The organism is Pirellulales bacterium (genome assembly GCA_035546535.1).
In the GTDB taxonomy this organism is placed as follows: domain Bacteria; phylum Planctomycetota; class Planctomycetia; order Pirellulales; family JACPPG01; genus JACPPG01.
The window spans coordinates 82,653-97,506 of record DASZWQ010000087.1 but is presented as its reverse complement, the minus strand read 5'-3'; the positions used below and the strand labels follow the sequence as shown (position 1 = coordinate 97,506).

11 protein-coding genes are annotated in these 14,854 nt (G+C 64.6%); 6 read left to right on the top strand and 5 right to left on the bottom strand.

Annotated elements, in window-relative coordinates:
* Positions 1–6: 6 nt before the first annotated feature.
* The gene (locus VHD36_11415; protein HVU87921.1) at positions 7–759 is read left to right on the top strand and encodes a hypothetical protein; all 753 of its coding nucleotides are present in this window, start codon (positions 7–9) and stop codon (positions 757–759) included.
* A 58-nt stretch (positions 760–817) separates the two neighbouring features.
* Here VHD36_11415 and VHD36_11410 read toward each other — a convergent pair whose 3' ends face one another.
* On the bottom strand, positions 818–1,048 hold the full coding sequence (locus VHD36_11410; GenBank protein HVU87920.1) for a hypothetical protein: 231 nt from the start codon (positions 1,046–1,048) through the stop codon (positions 818–820).
* A 579-nt stretch (positions 1,049–1,627) separates the two neighbouring features.
* On the opposite strand from VHD36_11410, the gene VHD36_11405 reads away from it, so the two are divergent.
* Positions 1,628–2,590: a glycerophosphodiester phosphodiesterase family protein gene (locus tag VHD36_11405; GenBank protein ID HVU87919.1), complete on the top strand. Its 963-nt coding sequence runs from the start codon at positions 1,628–1,630 to the stop codon at positions 2,588–2,590.
* A 145-nt stretch (positions 2,591–2,735) separates the two neighbouring features.
* Here the strand turns inward: VHD36_11405 and VHD36_11400 are convergent, their stop codons facing one another.
* The 4 genes from VHD36_11400 to VHD36_11385 all read right to left on the bottom strand — a co-directional run bounded on the left by VHD36_11400 (position 2,736) and on the right by VHD36_11385 (position 10,954).
* A complete protein-coding gene (locus VHD36_11400; GenBank protein HVU87918.1) occupies positions 2,736–3,779 on the bottom strand; it encodes a metallophosphoesterase in 1,044 nt (347 codons plus the stop codon).
* 116 nt (positions 3,780–3,895) lie between these two features.
* The gene (locus VHD36_11395; protein ID HVU87917.1) at positions 3,896–7,417 is read right to left on the bottom strand and encodes an AAA family ATPase; all 3,522 of its coding nucleotides are present in this window, start codon (positions 7,415–7,417) and stop codon (positions 3,896–3,898) included.
* Entirely contained in the window at positions 7,414–8,649 is a 1,236-nt protein-coding gene (locus VHD36_11390) for a metallophosphoesterase (protein ID HVU87916.1), read from the bottom strand. The genes VHD36_11395 and VHD36_11390 overlap by 4 nt, the downstream gene beginning before the upstream one ends.
* Positions 8,650–8,872: 223 nt before the next feature.
* Positions 8,873–10,954 (bottom strand): UvrD-helicase domain-containing protein, encoded by a 2,082-nt coding sequence (locus VHD36_11385; protein HVU87915.1) that lies wholly within the window; start codon positions 10,952–10,954, stop codon positions 8,873–8,875.
* Positions 10,955–11,218: 264 nt separating this feature from the next.
* Here VHD36_11385 and VHD36_11380 point away from each other — a divergent pair, with 264 nt between their 5' ends.
* From VHD36_11380 to rpsO, 4 genes are all read left to right on the top strand, one after another.
* The gene (locus tag VHD36_11380) at positions 11,219–12,166 is read left to right on the top strand and encodes a hypothetical protein (protein HVU87914.1); all 948 of its coding nucleotides are present in this window, start codon (positions 11,219–11,221) and stop codon (positions 12,164–12,166) included.
* Between the two features lie 13 nt (positions 12,167–12,179).
* The gene (locus VHD36_11375) at positions 12,180–13,151 is read left to right on the top strand and encodes an RluA family pseudouridine synthase (protein ID HVU87913.1); all 972 of its coding nucleotides are present in this window, start codon (positions 12,180–12,182) and stop codon (positions 13,149–13,151) included.
* Positions 13,152–13,255: 104 nt separating this feature from the next.
* Entirely contained in the window at positions 13,256–14,116 is an 861-nt protein-coding gene (locus tag VHD36_11370; GenBank protein HVU87912.1) for a fumarylacetoacetate hydrolase family protein, read from the top strand.
* Between the two features lie 305 nt (positions 14,117–14,421).
* The gene (gene rpsO / locus VHD36_11365) at positions 14,422–14,691 is read left to right on the top strand and encodes a 30S ribosomal protein S15 (GenBank protein HVU87911.1); all 270 of its coding nucleotides are present in this window, start codon (positions 14,422–14,424) and stop codon (positions 14,689–14,691) included.
* The last annotated feature ends 163 nt before the right edge of the window (positions 14,692–14,854 follow it).

The following is a 14,854-nucleotide window of genomic DNA, read 5'->3' as shown; positions in this document are numbered from 1 at the left end:
GGCGCGATGAGCGTCGGGACTACGATGCGGGCCGAAGCGGTTCGAAGTCGAGGTGCGAGGATCGTCGGTTCGCTGGCGATCGCGCTTTTGTGCGCTCCGGCGACCGGCTGCAAAGAGTCGTGCGATAGCCCGAACATGTGTCCCGTCGTCGCGCCGAGCGCCGAAGATGCCGCGGCGAGCTTGCAAATCGATCCCGAGTTCGCTCACCAGCTGCACCTGGCGAGTGACGGCCGGTCCCAGGAAATCGACGTCCCGGACGCCGAACTAGCGGATGAGGATGTCGCGCGGTTGTCGACGCTCGTCGAAATCACGAGCATCAAGTTGCCGCGAGCCAAGATCAGCGATGCGGGGCTTGCGCATCTGGCGAACCTCGAAAATCTGGAATCGCTGGCTCTCGGCGAGACGACGATCACGGATGAAGGCTTGAAGATCGTGGCCCAGTGGTCGAACCTCCGCGCCTTGAACCTCGCTGCGGCGAATCTGACGGGCGAAGGCCTGGCGTCGCTGGCAGGCCTAGAGCACCTGGAGCTGTTGCGCGTCGCGCGCTCGCGCATTGACGACGCCGGACTGGCTCAACTCGCCAAGATGCCGTCCCTCAGGTTCGTGATCATCGAGAATGCGCCGATCACCGACGACGGCATCCAGCAACTGACGAAACTGACCGGCCTCGAATCGCTATACGTCGAGGGGACCAAGGTCACCGATGCGGGCGTGGCGCGGCTGCACGAAAGTTTGCCCGGGGTTCACGTCCACTGGTGAACCGCGTGTCGCGCAAGATTGTCGCATCCGGAGACAAAGCTGCCCGAGGGACGCCCGGCTACATGGCCGGCGCCGGAGCGGCGGGCATGGGGTCGTGCTTATCGTTGCCCGGCGCGAAGCGCTCGTCGTCCGACATCACGTACGCCAACATCGCTCCCAGCATGGCAATCACGGCCACCCACAGCCGCCAATCGTGATGGATGGGCCGCTTGCGGTGCCCGTGTTCGTGGCTGTGGCCATGCTCGTGGCCATGTTCCGGTTTGCCGCCGCGATGCTCGTGTTGGGTCATGCGAACGATGAACTCCTGCCGCCAGAAAGTGTGACGCGAGCGCTTCTGTCTCGCCGGAACGGACGCGGGCTGCGTTGGGAGCTGCCGCCGCTAAAAATCGCAACGTTTCGTGCTGCGTCCGGTGCTCGATCGTAGCCCGCGGTCGATGATGGGGCAACCCGAGCTGGCACGACGGGCGCGCCGGTATGCCGACGCCGTTTCGCGATCGCGCAGGTGCCGCGCCGACGGTAACGATGACGCCGATCGATCGGGCGCAGCATTGGTCCCGGATCGGGCTGCGTCCCGCGCCGCGCGCAAAAAAAGAGCCGCCAGGTGGGGCAGGAACCTGGCGACCCGGGAGCGCCCCGAAGGGCGACATCCTGATAACCATAGTAGCAACGCGTGCTCGGGGCGTCGACCCGTCTCGAACCGCGCGCAAAGTGCGCTTTGCAGGGTTTGTTGCGCGGCGCGCGTGGCTTTTTGAAGGATAAAAATTCGAGCGCGACCGTAACAGGATTCTGACTGGAATTCCCGATGAAAGGCGCTTACTTTGGTGACCGTCGTAATCTTTCTTGCGCCACGCACCGCGAGCCCTTCGTCATGCCGACACGCATCAAGGTCATTCTGTATTTTTCTTCATGTTGTCTGCCTTGGATCGCGTTGGCCACTTTCGCATGTGGTGCTGAAACAGATAACGCGTCCTCAAAGGACTCGCCGCCAAAAGCGCGAGAGAAGCTCGTCATCGCCCACCGCGGTGCGAGCGGCTACCTGCCGGAGCACACGCTGGAAGCCTATGCGCTGGCCTATGCTCAGGGGGCCGATTTCATCGAGCCCGACGTCGTCATCAGCAAGGATGGCGTCCTGGTCTGCAATCACGATATTCACATGCAAGACACGACCAACGTCGCCGAGCTGTTTCCCGGCCGCCAGCGCGCCGATGGGCGCTACTACTTCATCGATTTCACGCTTGCGGAGTTGAAGACGCTCGCCGTCAAAGGCCGTCGCGATTCGGCCGAGCCGGGCTATCAGATTCCGACCCTGGCCGAGATGCTGACCATGATCCGCCGGCTGAACGAGCGGACGGGCCGCAACGTCGGTACGATTCCCGAACCCAAAAGCCCACGCTGGCACCGGGACGAGGGGCAGCCGCTCGAGGCAAAGCTGCTCGATCAATATGCGGCGTTCGGTCTGACGCAGCGCACGGACCCGGTGATCGTGCAGTGCTTCGAACTCGACGCCCTGCGCCGTATGCGGCAGGAATTGAAAAGCGATCTGCGCATGGTGTACCTGACCGGCGGGGCGCCCGATGATCGCACGCTGGACGACCTGGCCACGTTCGCCGACGGCATCGGTCCGGCACTCAAGGCGATCGAGAACGACGGACAGTCAGTGCGCGACAACGATTTGGTCCGCCGCGCCCACGAGCGCCGGCTCAAGGTCATTCCTTACACGCTCGGTAATGACGAGGCGCAGACCCGCCGCTTCTTCAATCAATACGACGTCGACGGTTTGTTTACCGATTTTCCGGACGTGGCCGTGCGGGCCCGCGCGACGCGGCAATGACAAAGATATTTGCCACAGAGCACACCGAGGACACAGAGACGAGAAAACAAAAGAGCACACAAGCCGTTAAGCGCGAAGCGCTTCGAAGACGCGAGCGGGGCGGCTTCGAGATCTACTCGGTGCCCTCTGTGAACTCTGTGGCTAGTCAGGCCAGCGGTGGGTCGAGCGCGAGTGTGAATTGATTCTGTGGGTCGGTCTTGTACGTGCCCGTCGACGGTGAATAGGCTTTCACCTGCACCGTGCGCTTGTCGGGCAGGAATTCAACAAGCCGCAAGAAGCCCTCGCCCCCTTCTTTCTTCATCTGGTAGTTGACCAGCATCTGGTGTACCGCGCCGCCACTGGGCAGGGTGGACGTCATTCGCCCCAGGCCGTCATCGAGGACGTGGCCGTTGAGCGTCATGAAGAAAGTGCGCTGCGGCGCGATCAACTTCTCCCACAACTGCTGAGCATCGTTCGTGCCGCCCGCGAGTTTGGCCGTGCCGTAGGCGTGCGGATTCCACTTCTGATCCTTGCCGAATTTCGTCCAGTCGTAGCGGGTGTCGTCGAAGTACATATAGGCGTGCGTCGTCAACAGCACGCGATGTTGCGGGTGGCGCGTGACGATCGAATCGGCCCAGGAAACCACGTCGTCGCGAGGGCCGAACTCCAGGCATAAGACCAGGAACTTGTTGTCGCCGACGTTGAAGGTGTGGTAGCTGTTTTCCAGCCGGCCGTCGTCCTTCACACCGCCGAAGGTTCGCTGCTTGCTCACCGTCGACAGCGGCACGTATCCGTTCAAGAGCGTGTCGCGCGTCGTGCAGTTGCCGCCTGGCCCGTAATCGTGATTCCCCAGCACCAGCGAATAGGGCACCTCGCCATCGAGAACGCGTAGCGCCTCCTGCGCGACTTCCCATTGCTCGGGCGTGTTGCGGTTCGTGATGTCGCCCAGGTGGGTGACGAACACGATGTTGTGCTTTTCCTGGTTCTCGACGATCCACCGCGTTTGATTGATGAAATGCCGCGGGTACTTCTCGCAATAGATCTGCGTATCCGGGAGCGCCACGATCGTGAAGGAACCAGGCACGAACGCCAGCGGCGCGGCGTCGGCGGCCGGCTCCTCGCCCCGACTCCACGAGCTGCTTACGCAACTCCCCAAGCCCGCCAGCGCCAGGCCGCTGAACTCTCGACGTGTGAAGCGTGTGCGATTCATCGTGGTAACTCCGCGAGAGACTTGATTGGGAAGCGCGCTTTATCGCGGCGCGTCACGCAAGCGGCGCGCGACGTCATTGTAGTTTCGCGGCGCCGAGATTACACCGTACGCGACGATTATTCGATGGCATCGATGTCGATCCAATCGTCCTCGTCGTCATGCGGCGGCAGTTCCGGTTCGTCGGGCCGTTCTCCCGACAGCTCGTACGTGATGCGCTCGTGCCATAGCGCCGTGGCGAAGGGGCCGCGCGGGCCGTGTACGGTGTCGAACTTGACAAGCGTCCGCTTCTTTTTCGCCGGAGCGGGCGGTGGGGCAGGGGGCGGCGGTGGCGGCGCGGGTGCCGGCTCTTCCAGGTGTGCCGTGTGCCCATTCGTCGCCGGCACCGGCGCAGGCTCGATCGTCTCGATGCGTGTTGCCGGCGCCACCAGCGGCGCTATCGGCTCGTGCGGGACCTCTTGCTCGTCGATCACGCCGAACGCCAGTAAGCGCGGATTGGCAGGCAGCCGCCGCGCAGTGACCCCCAACGAACGGAAGAGATCGTAAATGTGTTCGTGGCAGGTGAACACGAGTAATTGATGTCCGCGCGCTGCGAAGTCGCGCAACACCTCGGCAGCGGCTCGGGAGCGGCGTGCGTCGAAATTCACGAGCACGTCATCCAGCACCAGCGGCAGCTCGATCCCGCGCCGCGCGTACCAGCGCACCAGCGCCAACCGCAAGCTCAGGAACAATTGCTCGCGCGTGCCGCGGCTGAGCACGTCGACGGCCAGGACGTTGCCCTCCGCGTCGTCCACGCGCAGCACGTGCTCGTCGAGCGGGGTCCACACGCGCACGTAGCGCCCAGACGTCAAGCGCTCGAGATAGCCCGACGCTTCGCGCAGCGTTTCTGGCTGGCGTTCGCGCTCGTAGCGTTTGCGGATGCCGGCCAAGAAATGTTCCGTCGCGGCCAGCGTTTGCCAGCGTTTGCGGGCGTCGCGCAGTTGCTGCTCCACAGCGCCCAAGCGCACGCGCGCCTGGGCCGGCTCGCGCCCTGCCACCAGCATCTGCGTCTCTTGCTCCCAGCGTCCTAACTGTTCGTGCGCGGATTTGACTTTCTCGCGCACATCGCGCGCCCGGGAACTGTGCGCGAGCCACGCGTTGTCGAGCTCCGCCCGGGTTTTCGTGCGTACCAGCTGCGCGAGATCATCCTCGTGAACCTGCGTGCCCACGAGCGCCGCGATCTCGATGCCCAGAGTCTCTTGCTGACCGACAAGCTGGTCGCTGCGCTGGGTGTCCTCGGCGCGCCGGCGCAGCTCGGCCGCGTCGGCAGCGCCCTCGCGATCGAGAAAGGCGAGCAATTTCCGTTCGAGGCGACGGCCGTGATGGCGAACCTTTTGCCGCCGCGCGGCGAGCCGCTTGCCGCGCCGCACCAGCGCCTGGCGTTCGGCGACCAGGGCTGCCTGTTCGTGCAGCTTTTCGCGCAGCGCCCGCAGCTCGACGGGAAGGGCCAGCGAGTCGAGCTTGGCCTGCGTCGGCGAGAGGTTCACCTTGGGCGCCATCGGCACCACGAAGGGGGCGTCGTCGAGATGTTTACCGGCGCCGGGTACATCCAACTCGGCCCGCAACTGCGCCAGGCGATTAGCGAACGCCTCGACGACGCTCTGCCGCCGCGCCAGTTCGCGACGCTCTTCTTCCAATCGCGTGTCGACGCGCGCCAGAATCTGGCGAATCTTGGCCATTTGTCCGGCGCGGCCCGGCGGAGTTTTTGGCGACAAACCGGCGTCGATCAAGGCATGCCGCCAGCGATGCCGCAGCTCGCTGTATGCGGCGTGGGCTTGCTCGCGGCACTTTTCCGCTTCGCTTGCGTCCTGCGATCCGGCTTGCCGCTTCGATTCCAAAGGTACGAGCGCCTGGATGGCGGCGTGATCTTTTTCGGCCGCTTGCAGACGCGCAAGCAGCGGCCCGCCGCCGCGCGGCAATTCCTTATCGAGCGCGTCGCGCTCTTGCTTCGCTGCGTCGATCTGGCCGACGAGCGATTCGAGCTGCGCGAGACACTGGCTCGAACGCCGCGCAAACGTCTTTTCGATGGCTACTTTCGCCGCTCCCGATCCGCCGGAGGAGATCAGTCCCAACGCCACAAGCGCTAACCGGCTGTCTCCGACGAGCGATGCCGGCAAAAACACACCCGCGAGCGACGCCGCGACGCCCGAGGCAAAGCCGGTCCCCAGCCCGGCCATGGCCCAGCCGGGCAGGAGCAACTTGTCGACCAGGCCACGGCTGCGCTCTTCGAGTTCCTTTTCTCTTTCGACAAGCTCGTTGACGCGATCGTCGAGCTGGATGCGTTTCCTTAATTGCGCGACCAGTTGACCGGAGCTTTCCAAAAGTGGCGTCAGGCTCGTGGCGCCGCGGGCCTTGAGAGCCGCGGTCAGCTCTTGGGACGTGGATTGCGAACTTTGCTGTTTGGTGCCAGCTGCTTCGGTGGCTTCGGCCAAGGCGGCCCTCGCCCTGCGCAGCTCGACGGCCAGCGACTTGAGTTGCCGCCACGCCTTGCCGCCCCCTTCGCCGGCGGCGCCGGCCGGATCGAAGCCCAATTGCGCGCACAATTCGGCGCGCCGCGTTTCCAGCGCGGCCACCTTATCGGCCAGGGCCACGCGTTCGGCATCCAGGGCCGTGATCCACTGTTCTTGTTCCAAAAGCGATTCGATCCGCGCGGCGCGCTGTGACACCGCCGTATCCAGCCCGAGCCTGTCGATGTCGTGTTTTGTCTTGGCCAGTAGCCGGGAGAGCTTCTTGTGCCGCGTCCTGACGCGCGCGAGCGACTGCTCAAGCGCCGTGAAGTCCGAGAGCGTCTGCTGTTCGACGCGTGGTTCCTTGCGCGCCGCGGCCAGCTCTTTGTCGAGCGCCGCGCGAGCGTGCCACTTGTCGAAGATGGCTGCCGCGATTTCGACCAGCCGCGCCGCACGCTCGGCCTCGTCGGCGTCCGCTTCCCAACGGGCGATCTGGGTTACCAGCTCACCGCGCTTACGGCGCAGATCGAGAAACTGACGTACGGACGTGTGCGCGCTCGATTGTCGGCGCAGCTCGTCGCGCTCGTGAAGCAATTGAGGAATCGTCGACGGTTCTTGCCCGTCGGCCAGGAGTCGGCCGCGCGCCCTGTTCAATTCGCTGATGACGTCGACCAGCGACACGCGATCCGTGCCGACGGCCAGTTTGTACAACCACTGTGCCGCTTCGGTGTCGCTCAGCGAGCCCAGTTCCTGGATCTCGCGCAGGCCGATAGCGAAAATGTTGCGATAGACGATTTCGTCGACGCCCCCCAGCATCTGCACCAGCAACCGGTCGTCGCGCAGTGGTTCCTCGCCCGAGAGGATTTCCACGCGTTCGGGTGCCGCGGCGTCGGCCGCGTGCCGGTCGACCGTGAACTCACCGTCGGGCGTGGCCAGTTGCAATCGTCCGCCGCTACGGCCGCCGTGGACCGGTGGGAGATAACGCTTGCGGCGTTCGGCCGAAAAGCCGTACAGCATCGCCCGCACGAATTGCATCAGCGTGGTCTTACCGGCCTCGTTGGGGCCGTAGAAGACATTCAGATGATCGTCCAGGTCGGCGAGGTCGAGCCCGGTCCATACACCGAATCCGTCGATCTTGATCTCGCGGACCTTCATGCCGAGAGCTCCTCGGCGCCGAGCAGATCATTTCCCAGCAGACGCGCTTGCCGCAGCACGCGGCGCCGCGCGCTTGTGTCGGCGATGCTGAGTAATTCGGCCACGTGGGCGTGACGCCAATGCTCGGGCACGAAGCGATCGAGCGACAACTCGTCGTGATCGCGCTCGGCATCGGCGACGGCAGCGAGAAAATCGGCGAGCAAGCTGCCGTCTTGCGGCGACCGTTGCCCGCGGCGACGCGGCAAAACGACGTCGACCGACATGCTCCAGGCGGCCGGGGAATCGGTGCCGAATTCCTGGCGCAGCCAGCGCAGCCACGTCTGGGCCCACGCTTCGCGCGACATACCCAGCGCGGCACTACCCGACCCCGCCGCGCCGACCGGCACGATCTGCCAGCGCAAGAAGAGGTCCAGCCCCGGCGCCTTATCGAGCGCGGCTTGCACGCGTTCGGCCAGGGCGTGTTCCTGATCGGCGCGCGGCGCGGCCGGATCGATTTCGACGCGCAGACGCGCATAACGTGCCAGGTCGGTGGCGACGAAGCGCGGGCGGGCCACGCCGTGCTCGTCGACTTCGACGACAACCGCGCCGTGCGGACCGCGGTGGGCCGGCGAACGTCCTTGCGGGGTGCCGGAATGAACGATCGGCCGGCCATCGCTGGTGGTTTGGCGGCGCCGCTTCGCTCCGCCGCAGGCCCAATAGTGACCGGCAAGCTTGCCCAGTTGACGCCCGTGAAACGCTCCGTGTCGGACGCCGATCGTGAACCGGCTGGATTTGTTCTTGGCTGCTGCCGTCGGGCGTTCGTCGGCGGCAGCGCCGTAGCCGATAAGTTCGGCCAGATCGTCGCCGTCGGCGTGATGTACGACCGACTGGGTTGCGCCTCGCCCGAACGGATGGACGTTGCCAGGCAGCTTCAAGTCGCTGGGCCAGGGGCCGCGGCGCTCCGCGGGGCCGGCCAGCCAATAGACGGCAATATCGCGGGCGGCCAGCCGCTCGAACTGATCGATCAGAAATGCAATGGCGCGCGGACCGGCGCGATCGATGTTCACGATGTCGCCGGCCAGGATCAGGAAGTCGGCCCGCTCGCTCTCGGCGAGCTCGAAGACGCGCTCGGCGGCCGCGTACGGGGCATCGATGAGCAGGTCCGTCAGGTGCGCAGGGATTTCGGCCAGCCCCGCCAGGGGGCGTTCGAGATGAAAATCGCTGGCATGAACGAAACGCAAAGGCTGCGACATGGACGCCTTGAATCCCTTCCTGCGGGCGCCGGAATGCGGTTACCGCAACGCGGCCTCGCGACCTGGGTTGCTCTGCGCCGCGTGGCCGAGCTTCGAATGGCGTAAGTCTAGTCGCCAGCGGCCAAATCAGCTACCTCGCTTTCCCATTTTGACGCTCCGTGACTTCCAAAACTGCGCGACGTCGTGCAGCAGCAGGGAAGTTGCTCGTCTGACCAATCGCCCGCTATCGCGGGCGCGGCGGACGTCGCGCGCCGGAAGCCGCGGGAGGTCGCTTGCCGGTCGCGCCCTTGGCGCCACCGCCGCGCTTTTGTTGCGCGTCGCGGTCCGCCGCCTGTCGGCCGTGCGGGGCTGGTACTGCGCCCTGCGCCGCGGGGGCGCGGTCGGCCTTGCCCAACAGCTCGTAGAGAAATCGGCTGGGAATCGAGGGGCGCTTTTTGCCCCATTTCATGCGCCCCTGGGCCAGGGTCAGCGTCAGACGATCCTGGGCCCGCGTGACGCCGACGTAGCACAGCCGGCGTTCTTCGTCGATCGCGGCCCCCTCCAGGTCGACGGCGCGATGATGCGGCAGCAGCCCCTCTTCCATGCCCACCAGGTAGACGTGCGGATACTCGAGTCCTTTGGCGCTGTGCAGCGTCATCAGCACGACGGCATTGCGTGCCAACCGCGTTTCCTTATCGTCGCTGTCGTCACGGCCCGCGAGTGCAACGTCCTCGATGAATCCGGCCAAGGTCGGGCGCTTGGTGCGCTCGACGTAGCCGGCCAAGGAGTTCACGACTTCTTCGACGGCGTTCCAGCGCGCGGTCTGTTCATTGGGGTCCTTGTATTGCCGCGCGAGCTCGTCCTGGTAACCGATTTCGGCCAACAATTGCTGGAGCACCAGCACCAGGCGGCCGCGCGATGCCAACTCGCGATAACGCTCAATGAGCGCGCAGAATTTACCCACGGCCTGGACGGCGGCCACGGGCAACTCCTGCATCTGGGCAACCTCGGGCAGGATGGTCCACAGCGGTTTGCCTGCCGCCACCGCGCGGGCCAAAAGCAGCTCGACGGCGCGGGCGCCGATGCCGCGCGCCGGCGTGTTGATGATCCTCAGCAACGACACCTCGTCGTGCGGATGGGCAATGGTTTTCAAGTAAGCCAGCACGTCGCGGACTTCCTTGCGGTCGTAAAACGACATACCGCCGATGAGCGTGTAGGGCACCTTGGCGCGGCGCAGCTCGGTTTCGAAGGCGCGCGGCTGCTCGTTGGTGCGGAATAGGATCGCTACGTCGCGTGGCTCGACGACATTTTCGGCGATGAGATTGCGAATCTCGTCGATCACGCGGGCCGCTTCCGCCGTTTCGTCCGGATATTGCATGATGCGCGGCTCTTCGCCATTTTCGCGAAAGGCCCGCAAAACCTTGTCGTGCCGCTTGCTGTTGTAGGCGATCAAACGATTGGCCATCGCCAGGATCGCCGCCGTCGAGCGGTAGTTCTCCTCCAGCCGGATGACCGTGGCGTCGGGCCAGTCGCGATGGAAGCGCAGGATGTGCTCGACCTCGGCCCCGCGCCAACCGTAAATCGATTGATCGTCGTCCCCTACGACGCACAGATTGCGATGCTCGTCGGCCAGGGCTTTGACGATGCGATATTGCGAGCCGTTGGTGTCCTGATACTCGTCGATCAGTAGGTGGTGGAAACGCGACGCCTCGGCCGAGCGCGCTGCCGGAAAATGCTGAAACAGTTCCTCGGTACACAACAGCAGATCGTCGAAATCGACAGCCCCCGCGGTCTTCAGGGCGCGCTGATAGCGCCGGTAGGCCATCGCGGCCAGATGTTCCTTGTCGCTGGCCGCCTGAGCCACGGCGCCGTCGGGGCGTATCGACGAGGTTTTCCAGCGGCTGATGAAATGCAGCAGGTCCCCGGGACGCAATAGCGCGCCGGGGACCTTGATGTCGCGCAGCGCCGCCCGGGCCAGGCTCTCTTGATCGCCACGATCGTAAATCGCGAACTGCGCCGGGTAGCCCAGCAGCCGCGCGTGACGCCTGAGAATGCGCACGCATAACGAATGGAACGTGGAAATCTCGGGCTTCTCGGGCTGACGCTTTCCCAGCAGGGCGGCGGCCCGCTCCTGCATTTCGCCGGCGGCCTTGTTCGTGAACGTGACGGCCAGGATTTTGGCGGGGGGCGTGCCGCGGCGAATCAACTCGGCAATGCGATGCGTAACAACCCGCGTCTTGCCGGTGCCGGCGCCGGCCAGCACCAACAGCGGCCCGCGCAGGGTGTGTACCGCCTGATCCTGGGCGGGATTCAAAGGGGTCGCCATCCTAGCCTGCTATTTTCAGTCCGTTAGATCGCCGGTGATCGAGAGATTTGGCTCCGCCTGGCGATCCTACGGCGATGCGCGCGCGTCTGCAACGGGCTGCCGACGGTGATTCTTCGGAGCGCGCGTCGTAGCGCGAACGAGACGACGTAAGTAGCCGCTCTTGACGAACTTCCGCCCGAGCCCCATACTCCCGGCAGGTAGTCTCTTGGGAGCCGTTGTGAGGCTCTCTTTTTCTTTGGCTCGCATCGCAACGGAAGGTCCGCCATGAAGACGGAGCGTCGCCACGAACTGCAACACAACGTTCTGGCGGACTGGCTCGGCCTGCAGATCGAGCGCTTCGAAGAGTATGGCCGGCTGATCTTGGGCGTGCTGATCGGCGCGGTCGTGTTGATCGGCCTGTACAGCTATATGCGGACGCAGTCGACGTACCGCCAGGAGCAAGGTTGGCAGCGATTTTTCACGGCCATGGACGACATCTCTCAGAAGGGAGATACCGAGCCGCTCACGCAACTGGCCGAGTCGTCGGAGTTCACCGGCACACCGGTCGGCGAATGGGCCGTGCTCAGCCTGGCCGACGTTCACTTGCGCGAAGGGATCGGGCAATTGTTCACCGATCGGGCCGCGGCCACCAAGTCGCTCCGCTCGGCGGTGGACGGGTACACGTTCATCGTCGACCATTCGCGATCGCCGATGCTCCAAGAGCGTGCCGCGCTGGGCACGGGGCGCGCCTACGAATCGCTTAACGAATTGGACAAGGCCCGCGCCGCCTATGAGGCCCTGGCCGCGAAAGGGACGGGGCCGCTCGCGGCCGAAGCACAGCAGCGGCTGCGCGACATCAACCGCGAACCGACGAAGCGCTTCTATGACTGGTTTTTTGCCGCTTCGCCGCCGCGCGTCGGCTTGGGCGCCCAGGGTATGCCGGGCATGCCCGGAGTGCGTCCTGATTTTGGCGCGTTGCCCGACGAAAGCGGTTTCAAGCCGTCGGCCACCGACAGTCTGTTGAGTACGCCGGCCAACCCACCTGCAGGCGCCGAGGGCGCTGCGCCAGGGGATGCGCCGGCGGCCGAGACAGCCTCCCAGCCGGAAACGACCCAGCCGGAAACGCCCGCGTCGCAGCCCGAGACGCCGCAGCCCGAGGGTTCGGCATCGCCTGAAGCGGCAACGGTCGAAGACAAGGCCGCGGCGCCTGTCGCCGACAAATCGCCCGAGTAGCGTTACGCCCGCCATGGCCGAGATGCTGGAACTCGTGGCCCCCGACTCGGCGGCTGGCGTTCGGCTGGATACTTTCCTCGCGCAGCAATTGCCGCGCTACAGCCGTGTGTACGTTCGGCGGTTGATCAATGCCAAGAGCGTGACCGTCGATGGACTGCGCGTGAAGGCGGCGCATCCTTTGAGGGGCGGCGAACGGATCTTGGTCGAGCTTGTCGATCCGCCGCGCGCGCTGCCGCAGCCCGAGGAGATTCCGCTCGATATTCTTTACGAAGATCGGTGGCTGGCGGCGATCAACAAGCCTGCCGGCATGGTCGTTCACCCGGCCAAAGGTCACTGGTCCGGCACGTTGACGGCGGCGCTGCAGTTTCATTTCGATCGACTCAGTCACGTCGGCGGCCCGACGCGACCGGGCGTGGTGCACCGTCTCGATCGCGATACGAGTGGCGTCATCGTGATCGCCAAGGACGATTCCGTGCATCGGCGGCTGGCCCAGCAGTTCGAGAAACGCACGATCAAGAAGGAGTATTTTGCGATCGTGTCGGGCCGGCCGGATCGCGACCGCGATTGGATCGACTTGCCGATCGGTTTGCACCCGCGCGAGCGCGAGAAGATGGCCATCCGGCCGCACGATCCGGCCAGCCGCCCGGCGCGCAGTTTTTACGAAGTGCTCGAGCGCTTCGACGGATTTGCCGCGATGCGCATCGAGCCCCATACCGGCAGGACGCACCAGATTCGCGTCCACTTGCAGAGCATTGGCTGCCCTGTGCTGTGCGATAAGCAGTATGGGGGGCGGGCCGAGATCACGCGTGGAGAATTGAGCCGCCAGCCGGCCGACGGCGACGTACTGCTCGCTCGACAGGCGCTGCACGCGCGCCGCCTGACCCTCGCACACCCGGAGAGTGGTGAGCCGCTACTGATCGAAGCGCCGCTACCGGCTGATATTCAAGCGGTGCTCGAAGGACTGCGCCGTTTTCGCCGCGTGTAGGCCCTGCTTGTCGAAAATAAGCCCAGCAACGAAAATCTTGTAACCGGCCGGCTGCTTTTGCCGGGCTTAAGGAGTGAGCGGGCGAAACGCGGGAGTCGATTGCGATGAAGATTGGGAAGATGCGATTTCCGAGCGGTCTGGAGACCGTCGGCTTGATCCAGGACGAGATGGTGGTGCCGCTCGAGTTGAGCGGAGGACACTATCGGTCGCTGGCCGAGATCCTCGAGTCGGACGATCCGCTGTCGACGATCGAGTTCTTGATCGACCAGACGGCCGAGAAGGTACCCGTTGCCGAGGTTGTGCCGTTATCGGTCATCGACGCGCAAGAAGTATGGGCGGCCGGCGTCACCTACACGCGCAGCCGCGCGGCGCGGATGGCCGAGTCGGCCGCCGCGGCCTCGCACTACGACCGGGTGTATGCGGCCTCGCGTCCGGAATTGTTCTTCAAAGCCACGCCCAGCCGCGTGGTCGGGCCGGGCAAGCCCGTGCGCGTCCGGCAAGACGCCCTGTGGAACGTGCCCGAGCCGGAGTTGGCCCTGGTGCTCAATTCGCGCCTGCGGTTAGTGGGCTACACGATCGGTAACGACATGAGCTCGCGCGATATCGAAGGCGAAAACCCGCTCTATCTGCCGCAGGCCAAGGTTTACGATTCCTGCTGCGCGCTTGGCCCTTGGATTACGCTCGTGGATCGGATGCCGCCGCGCGAGGAAATCGGTATTCGGATGGCCATCCGTCGCGGCAAGCAGACCGTGTTCGAAGGCTGTACGAGCGTCGCCAAGATGGCCCGCACTTTCGAGGACCTGATCGGCTACCTGGGGCGGGACAATCTGTTCCGCGACGGCGTCTTCCTGCTGACCGGGACGGGCGTTGTGCCGCAGGACGACTTCTCGCTGTTCGCCGGGGATGTCGTTGAGATCACGATCGACGGCATCGGCACGCTGTCGAACCCGGTGGTGCAAGGGTAAGACGGGCGGGAGGCAGCTGCGGGCGGTGTCCGGCGGCTGTTACACTTCGTGGCAATTGTGGTTGCAAATCCGCCCGGGATTGGTACATTGGCGGTTTCAAGTTTTGTAAAAACCTATACGTGGGAGCAGTCCTAGCCAACTTGGCAACTCCAAGCAGTGGCAAAACCAAGCAGTGGGAAAACCAAGCAGTCGGCAGTGTGCCTGAATTTGGGGGTGCCTGAATTTGGGCAAAGGATTCGGCGGGTACAGATGCGGCGGTGCTGTTAGACCGACCGCCGGCAAAGTGGTGGATTTACGACGAACCGATGGCAATCACAAAAGAGCGTAAGCAAGAACTGATCGGGGACTATCGCCGCGGCGAGCATGACACTGGCTCGCCCGAGGTCCAAATCGCGCTGTTGACGACCCGTATCGGCGAGTTGACAGAGCACCTGCGCACGCACACCAAGGATTACGCCAGTCGGCGGGGTCTATTGATGATGGTGAGTCGCCGGCGTCGCCTGTTGGACTATCTGAAGAAGGTCAGTCCGCAGCGGTATTTGGACATCATTCGGCGTCTCGATATTCGTAAATAGTCCGCCGCGTAGCAGTCGCTCCTGCCCCGACGCGAATCTGGCACGAAGGATCCATGAGCGGTCCTTCATTCTGTCGCCTGTCGCCCTTCCGGGCTCTACGGCCGAAAAGCCTTGCGCCGTGGAGTGCGGGTTCGGGTTTTCTCCAGCCGCTTTGTCATTCTTC

Coding starts and splice junctions, on each gene's coding strand:
- VHD36_11415 (HVU87921.1), top strand. CDS start 7: ATGAGCGTCGGGACTACGATGCGGGCCGAAGCGGTTCGAAGTCGAGGT.
- VHD36_11410 (HVU87920.1), bottom strand. CDS start 1,048: ATGACCCAACACGAGCATCGCGGCGGCAAACCGGAACATGGCCACGAG.
- VHD36_11405 (HVU87919.1), top strand. CDS start 1,628: ATGCCGACACGCATCAAGGTCATTCTGTATTTTTCTTCATGTTGTCTG.
- VHD36_11400 (HVU87918.1), bottom strand. CDS start 3,779: ATGAATCGCACACGCTTCACACGTCGAGAGTTCAGCGGCCTGGCGCTG.
- VHD36_11395 (HVU87917.1), bottom strand. CDS start 7,417: ATGAAGGTCCGCGAGATCAAGATCGACGGATTCGGTGTATGGACCGGG.
- VHD36_11390 (HVU87916.1), bottom strand. CDS start 8,649: ATGTCGCAGCCTTTGCGTTTCGTTCATGCCAGCGATTTTCATCTCGAA.
- VHD36_11385 (HVU87915.1), bottom strand. CDS start 10,954: ATGGCGACCCCTTTGAATCCCGCCCAGGATCAGGCGGTACACACCCTG.
- VHD36_11380 (HVU87914.1), top strand. CDS start 11,219: ATGAAGACGGAGCGTCGCCACGAACTGCAACACAACGTTCTGGCGGAC.
- VHD36_11375 (HVU87913.1), top strand. CDS start 12,180: ATGGCCGAGATGCTGGAACTCGTGGCCCCCGACTCGGCGGCTGGCGTT.
- VHD36_11370 (HVU87912.1), top strand. CDS start 13,256: ATGAAGATTGGGAAGATGCGATTTCCGAGCGGTCTGGAGACCGTCGGC.
- rpsO (HVU87911.1), top strand. CDS start 14,422: ATGGCAATCACAAAAGAGCGTAAGCAAGAACTGATCGGGGACTATCGC.